This window comes from Simiduia litorea, from assembly GCF_042853465.1.
Lineage (GTDB): Bacteria > Pseudomonadota > Gammaproteobacteria > Pseudomonadales > Cellvibrionaceae > Simiduia > Simiduia litorea.
In genome coordinates, this window is sequence record NZ_AP031497.1 from 930,610 (window position 1) to 947,761 (window position 17,152).

The 17,152-nt window shown below is 49.1% G+C and carries 18 protein-coding genes; 14 read left to right on the forward strand and 4 right to left on the reverse strand.

Annotation, left to right across the window (positions count from 1 at the left end):
• Nucleotides 1–433: 433 nt before the first annotated feature.
• The 5 genes from ACGHTT_RS04090 (at nucleotide 434) to ACGHTT_RS04110 (ending at nucleotide 4,855) form a co-directional block, all read left to right on the forward strand.
• Nucleotides 434–889, forward strand: coding sequence for a class I SAM-dependent methyltransferase (locus ACGHTT_RS04090; protein ID WP_390593688.1), 456 nt, complete (start codon nucleotides 434–436; stop codon nucleotides 887–889).
• Between the two features lie 231 nt (nucleotides 890–1,120).
• The gene (locus ACGHTT_RS04095; protein ID WP_390593689.1) at nucleotides 1,121–1,693 is read left to right on the forward strand and encodes a nucleotidyltransferase domain-containing protein; all 573 of its coding nucleotides are present in this window, start codon (nucleotides 1,121–1,123) and stop codon (nucleotides 1,691–1,693) included.
• Nucleotides 1,694–1,731: 38 nt separating this feature from the next.
• Nucleotides 1,732–2,151, forward strand: coding sequence for a hypothetical protein (locus ACGHTT_RS04100; protein WP_390593690.1), 420 nt, complete (start codon nucleotides 1,732–1,734; stop codon nucleotides 2,149–2,151).
• A 231-nt stretch (nucleotides 2,152–2,382) separates the two neighbouring features.
• Complete coding sequence (locus ACGHTT_RS04105; protein WP_390593691.1) at nucleotides 2,383–3,438, forward strand: FG-GAP repeat domain-containing protein; 1,056 nt, start codon at nucleotides 2,383–2,385, stop codon at nucleotides 3,436–3,438.
• A gap of 187 nt (nucleotides 3,439–3,625) precedes the next feature.
• On the forward strand, nucleotides 3,626–4,855 hold the full coding sequence (locus tag ACGHTT_RS04110; RefSeq protein ID WP_390593692.1) for a serine hydrolase domain-containing protein: 1,230 nt from the start codon (nucleotides 3,626–3,628) through the stop codon (nucleotides 4,853–4,855).
• Nucleotides 4,856–4,876: 21 nt separating this feature from the next.
• Here the strand turns inward: ACGHTT_RS04110 and ACGHTT_RS04115 are convergent, their stop codons facing one another.
• On the reverse strand, nucleotides 4,877–5,557 hold the full coding sequence (locus ACGHTT_RS04115) for a winged helix-turn-helix transcriptional regulator (RefSeq protein ID WP_390593694.1): 681 nt from the start codon (nucleotides 5,555–5,557) through the stop codon (nucleotides 4,877–4,879).
• A gap of 178 nt (nucleotides 5,558–5,735) precedes the next feature.
• On the opposite strand from ACGHTT_RS04115, the gene ACGHTT_RS04120 reads away from it, so the two are divergent.
• The 7 genes from ACGHTT_RS04120 (at nucleotide 5,736) to ACGHTT_RS04150 (ending at nucleotide 11,352) form a co-directional block, all read left to right on the forward strand.
• Nucleotides 5,736–5,951 carry a 4-oxalocrotonate tautomerase family protein gene (locus ACGHTT_RS04120; RefSeq protein WP_390593695.1) on the forward strand — a complete coding sequence of 72 codons (216 nt, stop codon included), beginning with the start codon at nucleotides 5,736–5,738 and terminating at the stop codon, nucleotides 5,949–5,951.
• Nucleotides 5,952–6,223: 272 nt separating this feature from the next.
• Nucleotides 6,224–6,568, forward strand: coding sequence for a hypothetical protein (locus ACGHTT_RS04125; RefSeq protein WP_390593696.1), 345 nt, complete (start codon nucleotides 6,224–6,226; stop codon nucleotides 6,566–6,568).
• Between the two features lie 293 nt (nucleotides 6,569–6,861).
• The gene (locus ACGHTT_RS04130) at nucleotides 6,862–8,040 is read left to right on the forward strand and encodes a WD40/YVTN/BNR-like repeat-containing protein (RefSeq protein ID WP_390593697.1); all 1,179 of its coding nucleotides are present in this window, start codon (nucleotides 6,862–6,864) and stop codon (nucleotides 8,038–8,040) included.
• 4 nt (nucleotides 8,041–8,044) lie between these two features.
• Nucleotides 8,045–8,323 (forward strand): MoaD/ThiS family protein, encoded by a 279-nt coding sequence (locus ACGHTT_RS04135; protein ID WP_390593699.1) that lies wholly within the window; start codon nucleotides 8,045–8,047, stop codon nucleotides 8,321–8,323.
• A gap of 630 nt (nucleotides 8,324–8,953) precedes the next feature.
• On the forward strand, nucleotides 8,954–9,358 hold the full coding sequence (locus tag ACGHTT_RS04140; protein ID WP_390593701.1) for a DUF6795 domain-containing protein: 405 nt from the start codon (nucleotides 8,954–8,956) through the stop codon (nucleotides 9,356–9,358).
• Nucleotides 9,359–9,361: 3 nt separating this feature from the next.
• Nucleotides 9,362–10,522, forward strand: a complete 1,161-nt coding sequence (locus ACGHTT_RS04145) for a lipase family protein (protein WP_390593702.1) — start codon at nucleotides 9,362–9,364, stop codon at nucleotides 10,520–10,522.
• On the forward strand, nucleotides 10,522–11,352 hold the full coding sequence (locus tag ACGHTT_RS04150; protein ID WP_390593703.1) for a hypothetical protein: 831 nt from the start codon (nucleotides 10,522–10,524) through the stop codon (nucleotides 11,350–11,352). The genes ACGHTT_RS04145 and ACGHTT_RS04150 overlap by 1 nt, the downstream gene beginning before the upstream one ends.
• A gap of 138 nt (nucleotides 11,353–11,490) precedes the next feature.
• On the opposite strand, the gene ACGHTT_RS04155 is transcribed toward ACGHTT_RS04150, so the two are convergent.
• Entirely contained in the window at nucleotides 11,491–12,309 is an 819-nt protein-coding gene (locus ACGHTT_RS04155) for an SDR family NAD(P)-dependent oxidoreductase (protein WP_390593704.1), read from the reverse strand.
• A gap of 209 nt (nucleotides 12,310–12,518) precedes the next feature.
• Nucleotides 12,519–13,505, reverse strand: a complete 987-nt coding sequence (locus ACGHTT_RS04160; protein WP_390593705.1) for a zinc-dependent alcohol dehydrogenase family protein — start codon at nucleotides 13,503–13,505, stop codon at nucleotides 12,519–12,521.
• Nucleotides 13,506–13,635: 130 nt separating this feature from the next.
• On the opposite strand from ACGHTT_RS04160, the gene ACGHTT_RS04165 reads away from it, so the two are divergent.
• Nucleotides 13,636–14,538, forward strand: a complete 903-nt coding sequence (locus tag ACGHTT_RS04165) for a LysR family transcriptional regulator (protein ID WP_390593706.1) — start codon at nucleotides 13,636–13,638, stop codon at nucleotides 14,536–14,538.
• A gap of 102 nt (nucleotides 14,539–14,640) precedes the next feature.
• Here the strand turns inward: ACGHTT_RS04165 and ACGHTT_RS04170 are convergent, their stop codons facing one another.
• Nucleotides 14,641–15,807 (reverse strand): hypothetical protein, encoded by a 1,167-nt coding sequence (locus tag ACGHTT_RS04170; RefSeq protein ID WP_390593707.1) that lies wholly within the window; start codon nucleotides 15,805–15,807, stop codon nucleotides 14,641–14,643.
• Between the two features lie 1,181 nt (nucleotides 15,808–16,988).
• On the opposite strand from ACGHTT_RS04170, the gene ACGHTT_RS04175 reads away from it, so the two are divergent.
• Entirely contained in the window at nucleotides 16,989–17,147 is a 159-nt protein-coding gene (locus tag ACGHTT_RS04175) for a hypothetical protein (protein WP_390593708.1), read from the forward strand.
• The last annotated feature ends 5 nt before the right edge of the window (nucleotides 17,148–17,152 follow it).

The following is a 17,152-nucleotide window of genomic DNA, read 5'->3' on the forward strand; positions in this document are numbered from 1 at the left end:
TCGGGTCTCCGTCGGGCGATGTCTTTTTATCAAACCAGGGTGGGCTTTCTCTGGGTCCTGTTTGTTTGTCCATCAAAGCAAGGTGATTCGCCGCAGTCGATACCGGAACGTAAAGTAAGTTAGTGCTGCCATACTTTATTGCTACTAGACGTATGTTCATGTTCTTTTTATACCAGCCGTGGCGCAACGGAGGCCACGCACTTTCCGCTTCCTAGAATGCGAATTCGCCCCTGTGGATACCGCAGGTTTATCTAAACTAGCCATTCTTCTTTTGTGACCACTGCCAATTACTGCTCTAATGGGTATTTACTTTGCCTTCCTTACCATCACCAAGAGCCTCGATGTGTCAGCAATCGAATTAGCCGTTATCACATGCGTTTTATTGGCCTGCCTATCCATTATTTGGAGCACGGTGAGGGTCGGGATATCACCTATGCCGAGTTCTAAAAAAGCGCGGCAGGCCATAATGCAGTTGGTCGAAACCGCAGGTGAAGGGCCTATTGTGGATTTGGGCAGTGGTTGGGGTAGTTTGGTGATTCGCTTGGCGCTGAAATACCCAGCTCGGCCGATTGTTGGCTATGAATTGTCGCTTTTTCCTTGGTTGGTGACGGTGTTCATGGCTAGGTGTTTACGGCTTAAAAACCTACGTGTGTATCGGCAAGATTTTCTTAAAGCCGATGTTCCCGCGGCTTCGGTTGTTGTGTGTTACTTATTCCCAGCCGGTATGGCGGCGCTTGCGGCAAAGTTGGCAGCGCAGAAAAGCCAGCCTCGCTACCTCATCAGCAATACCTTCGCGCTACCATCCCATCAGCCCGAGACAACACGGCGCTTGGACGACCTTTATCAATCGCCTATTTATGTTTACCGGTTAAATGCCACCCCTGAGTAAAATCAGGCGCTTTAGGCTTGTGTCAGGTGATAGGGCTGGGTTCGCCCGGCCTGTCGTCTTAAGTGATATCTCGTCCCGAGAAGAGGGGCTAAGTTGACTTCAAAAGCGCCATTTTCGAACTTTGCCTTTTTCTTGATCCTAATACAGGTCTTTTTAGTACCCATATTGGGGTTTACAGTACCCAAATAAGGGTTTAAGGTTCCCAAATTGGGTCTTATATGGGAGGGTAGAATGGGTGCGGGTATTGGCAGTGCTTTGTTTACCAAGGCGCAGCAGAAGGTGTTGGCGCTGCTCTTTGGCCAGCCAGACAAAAGCTTCTATTTGAATGAGGTGATCCGCTTGGCCGGTATGGGCAAGGGGGTGATCAACCGCGAGCTTACTAAATTGGTGGCGGCGGGGCTGTTGGTAGTGAGCAAGCGGGGCAACCAGAATCACTACCAAGCTAACAAGGCTGCGCCAATCTTCAATGAGCTGGTGGCCATCGTAAAAAAAACCTTTGGTGCGCGCAGTGTGCTGCAACAAGCGTTGGCCAGTGTTTTGCCGACGCTTGAGCGCGGGTTTATATATGGCTCGGTGGCAAAAGGAGAGGATCATGCTGGCAGCGATATTGATGTGATGCTGGTGGGTGAGGATTTAAGTTACAGTGATATCATGGCGTTGCTTGATGCTGCAGAAATTCAATTACAACGAACCGTGAATCCTACAATCTATACACCACAGGAATTTGACCAGCGCTTGCGGGATGGGCAAAATTTTTTAACCCAAGTGATGGCACAAGCGAAGATTAATTTATTAGATGAGTAAGCCCCGCTGCGGCTATTCACCTCAGGCTAGGAAGCCGCATGAAAGAACTGGATAACCTTGTCAAAATACAAAAATTAAAATGCGAGCCAGCCGATGCAAACGAGTTTGCCGGTATGCTACGCGCCGCTGAAACCAAATTAGCCGATGCCTTAATTAAGGGGCTTAGCGAAGACAGTCAATTTTCGCTCGCCTATGGTGCTGCCCATGCGTTGTCTTTAGCAGCGTTGCGCTGGCATGGCTATCGCTCAGATAACCGTTATTTAGTGTTTCAATGTTTAGAGCACACCTTGGCATTAGACCGAGCCAAGTGGCGCGTGTTAGATAAATGTCACCACGCGCGAAACTTGGCGGAGTATGAAGGGCACCTGGAAATAAACCCGCGGTTGCTTAAAGAGCTGATTAGCATCAGCCACCAGATTTTGGTGTTGGTTAAAGCGCTCAAGCCAATAAATTCCTAGTGATTCATCGCAGAATTACCTGTCAGCGGAATGTGTTACTGAGACCGGCGCTGCCGGATTTATCTCATCACATTAAGGTCGTGAATAGGCCACCGGCTATTAACCGGCTTGATCATCTGCGTTTAGCAGTGCTTGGCCTCAACAGGCGTTTTAATAGCGCAAAGCCGTCTTAATTATTCAAGCCTTGCCGCCGAAAGCCTTTCAGGTCGATTAATTCGATAGAGGCGTTTGATGGCTATTCAATGTAACCAATACCACGCCGCCAGCGCGCATCATTTTCGGCGGACTGAGGTGCTGCGGGTGGATGGGCGCGACTATTCGCGGCAGGCGTTGCGGGAGAAAATCGAAGGCGCGGCTGACGCTGTGCCCACACCGGACACCAAGGTGGCGGGCGTAGCGGCTGTTGATCGGCCGACGGGTGAATTACACGGTATCGACGCCACTACTCGGTTGCGCGCTTTGGTGTTATCAGCCTTCACGGGTAGGCCAGTGACTTTGGCAGGCGAGGCAAGGGTGGCGGACGCCGAAGCACAGCCAGGTGAGGCATTTGGACGCGAGCAGAGGCTTGTTCAGGGCGCAGCTCCCACGGGCGTTGCTAACGATGCCATAGGCGAGCCGGTGCAGCGCAGTTTAGTGGCGCTCAATGTCGATAGGGCTGTGCTGGTTATCGACGAGCGAGAAGCGTCTTTGGTGGCCTTTTCAATCGATCTAACCTTGGACGGTAATCGCGTTGCCGGAGCGCTGCGGGTGCAGCAAAGCCGTACACAGCATATAGAGGTTAGCGCCAGCGCCGCCAGCATTGAAAAGTTTTTAGATCCATTGGTATTGAATTTCAATGGGCCATTGGCCTTGGCTGAGGGTAGCGTTCAGTTTGATTTGGATGGCGATGGCCACATGGACCTTTTGCCCAACCTTGTTTCCGATAGTTATTTGTTGGCCTGGGATAAAAATGCCAATGGTCACATTGATGATGGCGCCGAAGTGGTGGGCGCGCTCAGCGGCAATGGTTACGCCGACTTGCGCGCACTGGACGACAATGGCGATGGTTTTTTAAGTGCAGCGGATGCCGGCTTTCAGCAACTGCGGCTGTGGCGGCCTAGTGCACAGGGCATAGGGCTGGCACTAGACGCTCGGGCGGTACAGGCGATTTTTATAGGCAGTATTGATAGCCCGTTTACCTTGCAGGCCGAGCGTGGCGGTGCGGTATTGGGGCGGGTGCGGCAGAGTAGTTTTTTTGTCGCGGATAACCGTGTACAGCTAAGTCAGCAGGTGGATTTTCGGGTCTAGGAATATCACCATCCTAGCGCTGCGTCGCAAACGCTATCTGCATGTATTCATTCGATTATAAGCTGGCTTGTTTATCAGACGTGGCTGGGCAGTCAACACCCGTTTACGTTACGTATTTGCTTTCGACGCCATTATTGTTACCCTCGTGGCGGTTTTACCGTGTCATACAATAATAATGAGTAGGGTTATGGGGCGATTCAGTATTTTCAAAAAAATCAGTGCCGTGGCCGTGCTGTTCCTTGCGTTAATGGCAGGTTTGTTTTCAACGGAAATTCGACAGCTGTACCATACCATTCACCTGTTTGATGCCGACGTTATTGTCTATAACTTTTCGCATATGCGAGATATTGCGCCCAACTACGTTATTTCCCGCCAAGGCCCGGTTAATGTCTTGGCCAAACAAGCGCAGCCGCTACCTGAGACGTTTTTGTATAAAGGTGAGCTGCGAACATTCAGCGATTTTTTAACGGATTCAAGCACCACCGCGCTGGTGGTGGTGCACGGCAATACATTAACCCATGAAAGCTATTACCAAGGCACTGAAGCTCTGGACTATCGAATTTCTTGGTCTATGGCCAAGAGCTTTTTAAGCGCCATTTTTGGTGTTGCTGTGGCGGAGGGCAAAATTAAGGATTTACATGCACCGGTAACCGATTATGTACCAAGCCTAAAGGGTAGCGGTTACGACGGCGTAAGTATTAAAAATGTTTTGCAGATGTCCAGTGGCGTGTATTTCAATGAAGACTACAGTGATTTCAATAGCGACATCAATCGCTTTGGCCGCGTTATGGCCTTGGGTGGCAGCTTCGATACGTTTGCGGAATCGTTAACATCGGCGCGCGAGCAAGGTCGCTTCATGCACTATGTGAGTATTGATACCCATGTGATTGGCATGGTGCTAAGAGCGGCCACAGGGCAATCAATTGTTGAATATTTTAATGAGAAATTATGGTCAAAACTGGGCACCGAACAAGACGCCATTTATCTCACCGATAGCGTGGGCGAGCCAATGGTGTTGGGTGGTTTAAATTTAATTAGCCGCGACTATGCGCGTTTTGGCATGCTTTACCGCGATAGGGGAGCGCTTAATGGCGAGCAGATTATTCCCGCCGAATGGATCGAGCAAAGCATCACACCCGACGCACCTCATTTGATGCCGGGTAGGCGCGCCAATGCCGATACGAACTTTGGTTATGGCTATCAGTGGTGGTTGCCAGAAAACCCCGATCAAGAATTTTTAGCCATTGGTATTTATGGACAGTATATCTATATCGATCGCAAACATGATGTGGTGATCGTGAAAAACAGTGCCGACCGCAACTTCATGGCCAATGATTACGAAAATAAAGATATTGCCGTGGCTGCGTTTCGCGCGATTGCGCTGTCGCTAAGCGCAGATAACATGTCCGCTAACTAAGCGATAGGCGCTTGGTGGTGTTTAGGCGGTTTTCTGTTTTGGCGCGAAGTCACTTCTTACCATCCATTGGTTTATGCTCGCGGCTAGGATGTGGTCGCCAAGTAGAATGATTTTTTGGTGTTTTAATTCATCGGTCAATTCAGATAAGCCAATCCATACCGAGGTTAGTGCTTTGAGTTCGGCTTTGACATAGAGGTCAACATCGAAGCCTGGGTCTTTAGTGCACAAATCGACGGTGCAGCCAGGTTTGTATATTAGCCAAAAGTTGCGTTTGTCTTTTCCTAGCTCTGTAAATACAAATTGAATGACTTTTTTTGCAGTGGCGAATGGTGATAGGTCGACCTTTCGACGCACATTCCACATGAGTAATTTGGCATCTAGCTTTTCCAGCGTTATTTCTGCATCGATATTGCGATGCGCCCATTTACCCAATGCGAACACAATGGGCCCTAATTCGTTGCCTATCTCCGTTATTTTGTAGTCTATATTGCCGTCCTGCTCTGCGCGGGTAATTAGCCCTAAATCTTCCATGCCTTTGAGTCGCTTTGATAGTAGCGACGGCGACATGCTGGGCACGCCGCGCTTTATTTCATTAAAGCGGCTAGAGCCCGACCACATTTCGCAAAGAATGAGTAAGGTCCAACGCGGCTCTAACACTTCACAGGCTTTGGCTATGGGGCAGAATTGATTATAGCTATGCATTGACATTCCCTTTTCATATAAGTGGCGTCAAGTGTTGAACCAGTATAGGGCGCGGGCTGAGTTGCGACTAGTACAGAAAGAGTACCGCACTCGGTTCAGTTTCTACACTGGTCAGTTTGTCTTACTGCGGTCAATATCGAGCTTCGATAATTCACTAGGTCATATCAAGGAGAACAAGATGCCACTGGTAAATATTGATGTCATTGAAGGCGTTTTTACCGCTCAGCAAAAGCAAGACATGATTCGCAAGGTCACCGATACCATGGTCGCCATAGAAGGTGAAAATTTGCGAGGTGTGACTTGGGTAAAAATTAATGAAGTTAAAACCGGCGATTGGGGGATAGGCGGGAAATCCTTATCCGCTGGCGATGTAAAGGCAATGGCTAGCGGTTAATCGCTGCCCTGCCATGGTGGGCCACTGTTTTTGACGGTGTAGACTAGCGTAACCTTGGTAAAAAGGGCCAACGCTAAGATTAGACACCTGTGGCCGCGCCAAGCGTTTTCTCTTTAGACGTGCGTTTTTTGCACCTGTGCTGGTGTGGTTGTTTGGCGACTTCTCGAGGTGCATTTTATTTAGATGATATCTAACGATTTCGTCATCGGTGTCGAATTCAGGTAGACTCTGGGCGTTTTTACCATATACCTCCGGAGCGTTAGAGCACTACAATGACAGCACAACAATTTCCCCTTACGCCGCAATTAAGTGTCCTATCGGAGGCGCTAACGGACGCACATGCCCGCATTCAAAAAGATTTTATCAGTATTAATCCGGTGGTGGGTATTAACCGGCAGATGCGCGCGAGTGGTATTGCGGCCGATGTCATTACTATCGAATGCTTGGTAACGAATAAGCGCATCTTAGTCATCTTGCAAGATGCGACGCCGAATGAAGCCAGTTATCAGTTTGGCATGCGCGATAAAGACCCTGAGCCAGAGTATAAAAAAATGGCGCTTGCCGATCTTACCACTGAGCAGCTTTATCAATGGGTTCGGGATTATTTTCAAGCGTAATTTGCGCTTGATGTAGGTTTACGTCGTTATCAATATAATTTGGTGATTCTGCTTTTATGTCTATTCAGTAACCCCTGATGTTGACCTCTTTATTGGCGTTTTTTATTTTTTACTGAGTATTCAGCGCCTAGTCAGTTTGGCTGGGAAGTGTGCGCCTGCGCTAGGGTCAATTTTAACTTGAGTTAGCTAACAGCCTACTGGTCAGCTGCGCGCCACTAAGCTAGATTATTGCTCTAGCGTTCTGTGTCTTGGGCGGAGCAAGTTATAACTGTTGTTATAAGAGGGATAATGCTATGGCAAAAAAAGTATTGCTTGGCACCCGCAAGGGTTGCGTCATTATTGATAAAACCGATACAGGTTGGCGGCCGCGCGCCATTGAGCACGCCGGCATTCCAGTCTGCTTTGCCACCCAAGACCCACGCGATGGCACGCTGTGGGCGTCATTGGATCACGGTCACTGGGGACCAAAACTTTCTCGCTCGAAAGATGATGGCGTTAGTTGGGAAGACATTTCCAGCTTAAAGTACCCCTCGGGTGCGCGTTACATTACCAAGGTTTTACCCACGCCGGATGCCGAAGAGTCCACGGGTGCGCCTGAGTATTCGCAAGCGACTGTGTATAAAATTTGGCACTTGGCCTTTGGTCACGACACTCAACCCGGCCGCCTGTATGCAGGTACCATTCCCGGCGGGCTATTTGTCTCCGACGATGGCGGAACTAGCTGGGCGCTGAATCGCCCCTTGTGGGATCACTCTAGTCGCGGCGGCGATTTATTTGCCGGCGATGCGACCAGCGAAAATACGTGGAGTGGCACCCCCGCGAGTATTGACTACGGGGTGTTTGAGCCGGGTATTCACTCCATAATTGTGAACCCGCAGAATGCCAATCACCTTTACGTGGCCGTGTCCTCGGCCGGCGTGCTTGAGTCTTTCGATGGCGGTGAAACTTGGGCTCCGCGCAATCGGGGCATGCTGATGGAGTATCTACCTGACCCAGAAGCGGAGTGGGGCCACGACCCGCATTATGTGACCGCCTGTGCGAGTGCCCCCAAGCATTTGTGGCAACAAAACCACTGCGGCGTGTTTTACAGCGACAATGGCGGCGTGCAGTGGCGCAAAGTCAGTAAGCCAGAGCTGGGTGTGCATTTCGGTTTTCCCATTGCCGTTGATGCCAAGGACGGAAAAACCGCATGGGTAGTTCCTGCGCGTAGCGATGCCGAGCGCATGGCCCTTGGCGGCGGTGTGTGCGTGGCGAGAACCAGCGATGGCGGCGCCCATTGGACGGTGTTGACGGCTGGGCTACCGCAGCACAACGCCTACGATATTGTGCTGCGCCACGCTTTGGATGTGTCGGGTGATACGCTGTGTTTCGGTAGCAGCACTGGTAATGTGTATTTGTCGGAAGATCGAGGCGACACTTGGCAATGTTTGGGCAACAACTTTCCGCCGGTTTACTCCGTGCGCTTTGGGTAGTGGCATGGCTCGCGTGGAAGTGACTCGCCATCTGCACCGTTTCTTTCCCCAATTGGAAGATGCTCGGCTGTCCGTACCGGGCGATTCCGTCGCCGAGGTGCTTGCGGCCGTTGAGCGGCAAGTGCCGGGTTTTTGCGACTATGTGTTAGACGAGCAGGGGCGCTTGCGCCGGCATGTGAACCTGTGCGTCAACAATACATTGTTAATCGATCGCAACGGCCTGACTGATCGCGTAAGCGAAAGCGATACCGTGTTTGTGTTTCAAGCCTTAAGCGGCGGGTAACATTCGATCGATTTTGTACTCTTGAGAGGCAGCTGAAAAATACATCATGTATTGTCGATCTGCGCTGCAAATTTAACCTTTCCGCGGTAAACGAAATTGTGCGGCATGTCTTCTAGTTGAGGCAGTCAATGTGACAGGCATCACGTTAATATCTGCGATTAACGATCTGCTAGTGACTTCCTTTATTGGGCTGTCTAGATTCAATAGACGTGCGCGCTTTGCCTCTCTGTAACCTGCTGTTTTAGGCGCGTTCTACCCGGTCATTTTTTCTGGTACTTTGGTGCCGTTCGGGGTGTTTTTTGGCAATTTTTCATCGACAAATGGTCGAAGCCCTATAGAATCGTCTGATTCAATTTAGACGCGTCTCTCAGGCGTCCATGTTGCGCACTAGACTAAGGAGCGGTCTTGCCAAACGTCACATTATTACATACCAGCTGTTGGCGCTCTTTAGGCGCTGCGATCTGCTTTAAGCTTGCCAGATACAAAATTTACGTTAGCCTGAACCTAGCCAAGTTGCTGCGTGCACTGTTGGTAAAACACTAAGGTCGCCTTGTGAAATCAATTCGAAATATCTATCTCATCACGCTAATTGCTTTTTCCTCATTAGCTTGTTCTCAAAGTGGAGCCCCTATGTCTATGTTGGATGCCGGTAAGGCCTATTTCTTTTCCCCTCTTTCAATGAAAATTTATCGAGATGGCGAGCCCGTGGTTGGCGCCAAGGTCGTTCGACGCTGGGAGCATTCAACCTTAGAGCAGGATGAATCAATCACCGATGGCGAAGGTAAGGTTAGCTTTCCAGAAGTTCGTCGGCGCACCGTGGTGCAGGTGTTGCCAGCAGAGTTTGTGGTGGCACAGCAAATCGCTGTTATTGTTGATGGGGATGAAATAGAGGTTTGGTCTAATTCGAAACGAGATTCTGCTAAAAATTCGGAGTTGGGCGGCAAGCCACTGAACCTATATTGTGATCTCAATAACGAAGAGAAATTATACCGAGATTTTGGCTCGGCCTTTTTTACAAAATGTACATGGGAATAGAAAATGGAAAATCTTGCTCCAGCTTATGCGGCTAATTTGGCTTCAGATGTTTATGATGTGAAATCCACATTGTTACGTGAGACTTTTAAAAAGATCTATAAAAATGACTTTTTAATGTCAGAAGGTGAATCCCTAAAGGGGAAAACTGGTGCGTTTCTTTTTTTAAAGAGCGAGCACACCATGGGAGTTGCAGCCTGTGGGATTAATGAATATGAAGGCCACGCTATTGTTGCCCTTAAAGGTACAGCAAGTGGTTTTGATGCGTTAACTGACCTTAATGCGGGCATTAAACGTTTTGTGACAGGCGGTGAGGTTCATCAAGGTTTTTATTATACCTTTCAATCCTTTCTACCTGATTTAGATAGTTTTATAAAGTCACTACCACCGTCAATTCACACCATTCACTGTGTTGGTCACAGTTTAGGTGGTGCTTTAGCGACTTTAGTTGCAGATTATTTACGCAAAGTTTCGAGCCGTAGAACCAAGCTCTACACCTTTGGTAGCCCACGGGTTGGTTTGCAGTTTTTTGCCGAAGGCTCAGCGCGCCGTTTAGGGCGGGACAATATTTTTCGGGTATATCATAAGACTGATCCAGTGCCTATGGTGCCCACTTGGCCGTTCATGCATGTACCCGACGGTGGCCCTGGCGATATTTTGTTGAACTCTGGTTTAGCGCTTAACCCGGCTGCTTATCACAAGATGGGCAATTACATAAAATCTATTTCAGCGGGTGAAACTAAAGGTAACTGGGATGCGCTGCGTAGATTGCGTCCAAGGCCAAATCTTACTCGCAGTGTAGAGCAGTGGCTGGAGGCTGATGGCGTTATCAGCCTCACTTTAAGTACAGCGCAACTCGCTGGCGATGCGGTAATGTGGGTGGTTAAAAAGGTTGCTGAACTGGCCGGTATTTCGCTGGTGATGACCGGTAGTACGGCCTTTACCATTCTCGATAGATTGGCGATTTTAATGCAGCGCGCCTATGAATTCGGCAAGACCGTTTCTCACTGGGTGATGCGTTTGATTAAACGACTAGCGCAATTAATTGGCATTGTTATTACTGAAACAACTAACATTACCTTGAACTTAATTCGTACTATTTTTATTCGTATGCACAAAGCGGTATCTGAGTTGGTGCTGCGTGCTGGGCGTTATAACGAGCAATAATGTCGATCATTTATACTTACCTGTGTGTCGCCGCCGCCATTGTGGCGGCGCTTATAGCTGATTCGCGCGCCTATAGGCGCGCGTTAGAGGCTGAGCCATCTGTTGTAGGCGACGAGAGCGCTGTAAGTAGCCAGTGTCGCGACGATGACTCAAGTGGCGAACATCTTGAACCGCTTGAAGATTTTCAGAAGCTTGATCGACTCGATAATAAAGAGCCGGCAATCGATGCCGTGCTGATGTTATCACCGTTTTTGGTTTTCTTTTATCCGCAAGCATTTTGGTTGAATTTTTCCGGTTTTATGGCCTTGTGGGCGCTTGGCTGTTGCGCTGTTTATGGCCTTAATCGGTTCGGTTTCCTTGATCACAGCTTAGAGCTGCAAAAATTAATGGGCCCAGGCATCGCCTTGCTGGTGGGCATTGGTTATTTAATTTTTCTGCACCAAGGGCCGTTGGCGAGTACAGTTGAATCATCTGTCACCGAATTGACCACGGCGGATGCACCATTGCTTGAACGTGTGGTTACCCTTTTTCCGGCTTGGTTATGGTGGGCTTACGGTCTGTTTATATCGGTGAGCGTATTGATGGCCCGACACAAAGACGGCACCATGCTTGCTGCACTCCTGCTGTTATTGGGTTTAGCGATATTGCCTTTTTACACGGGTTACTATTGGTGGAGTTTAGGTGCTGGTGTCATCGTATTTTTACTCGCACTTAAACCGCTGCTGTACGCCATGGATGAAACCAGTAAAGGCGGTATTGCTTTTGTCTTAGTCTTTCTGGCGCAAATGATATTCGTGGGTAGTATTGTGGTTTACGCTATCTTTTTCTGATGATTGATAGCGAGGCTTTTATTAAAGAGCTTGCTGTCTCGACCAAAGGTACCAGCTAGTGATGAACAGGGCAGTAGGACCTTCATCGCTAGTTGCCGGATTGTCGATTAAGCTGAGTATGATGTCCGCGCAGCACCGTTAAACGCTTGCCAAGATTGCCTCGATAGCTCGAATAAGTTCCTTTATTTTGACTGGGTTGTCGGCGTCGTGTTGTGGCGTGGCAAAGCGCTTTGCATCGTTGTCGTAATATTTGCCAGAGGCTGTCGCAAAAGATTCATCTAACGCCGCGTCTATTAGAATGTTGGCGCCGATATTAATGTCGTTACCGGCAATGCCAAACCCTTCTTTTACCATCTTGCTGGCCAACAGTGAGCCGGGGTTTACCGCAATAATGGCTGGACCCTTTGCGTTGAATTCTGTCGCTAGGTGTTGTGACCAGAGGGTAATGGCGAGTTTACTTTGCGCATAGGCCTCCATGTCTTCAAGGGGTAATTCACCGTTTAGCGCGCTGATATTGACAGGGGCTTGAGCGGCGGAGGATAGATTAATAATGCGTGCTTGTTCGCCTAATAGGGGTAGCAGCCGTCGTGTGAGTTGATAGGGTGCCAGCGTGTTTACCACAAAACGTACATCCAAGCCGGCGGCCGTGCGCGTATTTGGTGTTTTTAAGACGCCGGCATTATTGATGAGTATATCCAGGTTTTTATATCGAGTGGATATCGCGTCGGCCAGTGAGTTGACTTCATTCAGCTCTGACAGGTCGGCAACGAATGTATCCACTTTTGCATTGCGGTGTAGCTGTTTGAGTGATTGTGCAACAGTGTTTAATTTTTCTTGATTGCGCCCGTGTAAGAGAACCTCGTGCCCCATAGCGACCAGTTTGTTGGCTGTGGCTAAGCCAATGCCATCGGTGGCCCCTGTAATCAGAATGGTTTTCTGAGCCGTGTTAGCTTGCATGATATTAGCTCCGTTGTAAGGTGATATTTAGGCGCCGGGTTTAACTCGCTGCTGGTTAATTCGAGCGCGGAAGTTGAGTCCAGTATACCTATAGCTTGATAAAACGCTTATGTACGCTAATCAATTGCGCCCTGTTTGTGTTTAACTTAACAACCCCAGCATTAAAGCTCCACTGTGGAGCTTTAATGCTGAAAATATTTTGTTAAGCCTTACACATCTATAACAACTTTGCCCATGCCTGCGCCGCTGCTGAGGCGAGCGTGTGCTGCACCCACTTGCTCTAAGGTGAACCGGTTTTCGTCTAGAATCGGGCGTAACTTTCCGGCTTCAACTATTTTTGCGAGCTCGCGTAAAATGTGGCTGTGTTGTTCGCGCTTATGGTTGTGCAGCATGGGAATGAGCATGAACACCACGTGCAGTGATAAGCCTTTAAAGTGCGCCACAGTGAGGTCTAATTCCACCATAGACACTGTTGATGCGACTTGTCCATTCAGTGCTGCAGCGTCAAACGAGTGGGTCATGTTGGCGCCGCCAACAGAGTCAAATACGAGATCAAAACCGGCGCCCTTGGTGTGCTTGGCCACATAGTCGGCCACCGCTTCGGTTTTGTAGTTGATACTTTTTGCGCCCAGCGTTTCGATAAGTGCCAATTGTTTTTCGCCGCCACCGGTGGCGAAAACTTCAGCGCCGAAATAGTTTGCTAGCTGCAGTGCGACGTGACCAACACCGCCTGAACCGCCGTGCACTAATACTTTTTGTCCTTTGCTGATGCCTGCTCTCTGCAGGCCTTCATAAGCGGTGATACCCACCAGCGGCAGCGCTGCTGCTTCGCGCATGGAGAGGTTCTTGGGTTTGCGCGCAATTAGTTTTGCATCCGCCAAGATGTATTCGGCCAATGCGCCAGGTAAATCCGCTAGGCCACCAGCGCAACCATAAACTTCGTCGCCAACACTGTATTCGGTAACACCGTCGCCAACGGCTTCTACCCTACCGGCGAAGTCCATACCTAGGAGTGCGGGTAGTGCGGGCGATAAGGGCAGGTCGTTACCCATTTGCCGAATCATGGTGTCGACAGTATTAACGCTGGTGGCCTGAACCCTTACTAATACGTGGCCGGCCTTTAGGCCGGGCTTGGCAATATCGGCGGCTTCAAAAACTTCTGGGCCGCCATAGCTGCGAACGATCATGGCTTTCATCTGCTTGCTCCTTGGTAAGTTGCATTGGTTAAGCGAATAGTGCATTTGATGTAGCCAGTGTATTTACATGTTTATGTATTGATAATAGAGTTTTAGGGCTAATCACTTTATATATTTTGTTGATAATTGGATGAATATTGACCACGTAAGGCTGTTTGTACGCTTGGCTTACACTCAAAACATCAGTTCGGCAGGGCAGGCCTTGGGGCTTTCGCCGGCGGTCGCCAGCAGTTATGTGGGCAAGTTAGAGCACAGCTTAGGTGTGCGGTTGCTGCACCGAACCACGCGCAAGGTGTCGCTCACCGAGGAGGGGCTGGCCTTTTTACCGCACGCGGAGGATGTGTTGGCGAGTGTTGAAGCGGCGCGGGCGGCGGTGGGTGCGGGCCAGTTATCGCCACAGGGAACCTTGCGGGTAGCGGCTCCGGCGTCTTTTGGTCGCATGCATTTGGTGCCGGCGTTGCCGAGCTTTTTAGCCCGTTATCCTGATTTGAACGTGGATTTCAAATTATCAGATAGCATCGTCGATTTGGTGGAAGGCGGCTTTGATGTCGCTATTCGCAATGCTGAACTCAGAGATTCCACGCTCATCGCTCGCAAAATGGCACCGGACAAACGTATTTTGTGCGCGTCGCCAAGCTACCTTGCGCAACACGGGCAGCCGGTTACACCGGAGGACTTATTGGCGCACCAATGCATAAATTTACTTGGCTTAGAAAATTGGCAGTTGTCTACACCTAGAGGCCCTGTGGTGATAAAAACCGGGGGTGCATTTCGCACCGACAACGGCGAGGCTATGCGGGATGCTTGCATCAGCGGCCTAGGAATTTCCATTAATGCGACTTGGAGCGTCTATCAGCATTTGGCGCGCGGGGAATTAGTGCCGGTGTTGGAAGATTTTCCTTTGGCAAGGGAGACGGCGATTTGGGCTGTGTACCCCAGTTCGCGTTTACTGGCGCCGAAAGTGCGCGCCTTTATCGATTACTTTGCTGACTATTTTGGCGACATACCCTATTGGGATTTACCGTCAACTTAGCGGTAAAAACATTTTCTGGGATGGTGGTGCGTTGGAAAGTTGCGTCGGTTGTTAATCACCGGCCCGCTAGCCTTTCAAACAGAATAATAGACACGCTGTTGGTTAATCGTTTTTGTCGTTAGTGGTTCGCCAATGTTTACGTAATTTGGCCATGAACAGCGACTCGGCAGGCACTTGTATGTCGCGGGCGAGTTGTTGAGTGGCAGCTTCAAAGGCTTGTATAGGTGCATTTTCTCCCGCCAGTGTGCTGCTAGACACCACCACCTTGTCCTCTTTAAGAAACAGATAGATTCGCGTTTGTAAGGGTTCTCCGGCTTCAGTTTGATGAGCTGCAGACATGTGATAAACATCGAGCGCTTTACCGTTTACTGGCCAGACTAGGCGCTTAATGTCGCTGAAGCGCAGCTCGACGTTTTGTTGGCGCGCTTCAAGTGACATATCTTTCTGTAGCGAATTTGCCTCCTTGTCGAGTGTTGCTTTTACATGTTGCCAGTCTGTGGATTTGATGGGATAGATAGCCAGCGAGAACTGATCGAACTGAAAATCCTTGTCAATATATGTGACTAAGGCGCCTTGTAGCGGATGGCGGTGCCAGGCCCGTTGATCAAGTTGATAATTGCCAACTTGGCTTGGCACGATTAAGGCGTTGTCATAATCTGATGTACCTATTCTTTGCGCCAGAAATTGTACGCTGAAAGCATCTTTCGCCTCGAGCTGTTCTAGCAGTGCAGCACTGATCGCCTCGGCCATTTGGCTGTGTGGGTCTGTCGTGTTGTTGACTAGGGTAAGGCTTTGGGTGAATGGTGTCTCAATGGTAATTAGCTCTAAGGGGATACCACGCCAGCGCAGTGTCGCTTCGGCCTTAAGCACGAAGGCTTGGTGCATGGGAATCAACATCAGAGAGAGGCCAGATACCACCGCGTTACCCAAACCCTCTATGTTTTCTTCGAGGTATTGCGCGGTGGCCACATGCAGTGTGTAGTCAGGCGAGTAGCGAGTATCTTGATGCAACTCGAAGCGCTGGCTTTTTTGAAACGCCAGTTGCATGTCTGTTGCGCCAATACGGTTCGATCGGCAGTGATGCATCAGGGATTCTGTGTCGAATGCCTCGCACGCTTGGTACATGGCCATGCTTGGATGTTCGTTAACCACTTGCAGCGCCGGGAATTTCGGTTGGCCTAGTTCAGTTTGCGGTGTTACGGGTGTGTATTGGTTTTGTGTGGCGCAACCTACCAGCATCAATAGTAGGGAGAATGAAAAACGTCGCATTGGTTGTTCTCGTCTGTTGCACACTTTTCTTAGTTCTGGTGCAGGTGTTAGGTTCTGGGCCGGTACCATAGCCAACAGGGTTCGCATTATAACCTGCTGTGCGTAAGCTGTGTGGGGTATGAGGTATTCTCATGGCTTTGCCGTTGATAGATAGTTAGACTTTTAGCGCCGCTGCTTAGCAAACGTGGTCGTCAATGGTGAAACAGCCAAAAATCTAATCAAGACTTAGCAAATAGATAGTGCTAAACTCCGCGCCACTTAAAAGAGGATTAACCGTGAATTACAGTTTACCCACCATGCTCAGCCAGCCAACCCGCCCGGGATGCGCCTGCTTTGCCTATGGCAAAGAGGTTGTAAACCAGTAACGCGTTTCTCATTATCGGAGGGCGCGAGCGCTCCGAATCGAATTCTTTGAATGAACCCGGAGCAAACCTCCGGGTTTTTTTATGGGAAAAATAGGTGTATTTGTTTAAACGTGGATGTAGAGACTGATTTTATGAAGATGAATTTGGAATAAGAAACTTGAAAATCTATAACCGGACTTAGCAGTGAGGAATGTGCCTCGCAGCTTGATAGCCTCCCTTTGTATGTATTTTGCGTATTATTAGCGAAAGGATTTTTTACGCCTATTGTTACTGTATTGATAAAAAAATCCGATTTCTTTTGTCTAAAAAATAGTGTTGACATAGATTTTTTATTTTGGCTATTCTATAAAACGTTCACGCAGTACAGGTCAGTGCCTGCTGCGCAGAACTCTCCCGAATGTGCAGCAATAAATATTAAGGTTTACTGACATGAGTATGAATTTAACAGCGCAAGGGCAAGCGAGAGGTGTGCAGGAAAACGCACCTGCTTCGTTGCTGCCGGTGTTTGAGCTAGAACTCGGTTCGAAGGCATGTCAGTTGTATTGTAATGACCATGTGTTGAGTAAGCGTTTCGTTTTTTCGTTTTAGTCATCCTTTACCGGTTGGCTAATCGCCAACTGGATTTAGGTTTTCCTGAAATCCCCAGTTGGTTAGCCAGCTGGGGATTTTTTTTGCTGATTTTTTAGGCGTGCTGGTGAGGTGCCCACCTAAACGGTACCCGTTCTTTATTTTTAACGGTAATAGAAAGCTGTTATTGATGGAGACAATAATGGTTTATATGAATATTTACATGAACATGGATAGAGGAATTTAACGATGAAACAGAAGCGTCATCGCTATCGCAACCGAATGTTGGCGATAAAGGGCCGTCCGCCGTTTCGATTGCAAGAACAGTGGCCGGAAAAAGGTAAGGGCAGCTATATGCGATCTGATTGCAACTTGCAGGTGAATTGCGTCGAGCCAGGCAGTCTGTAGTGCTC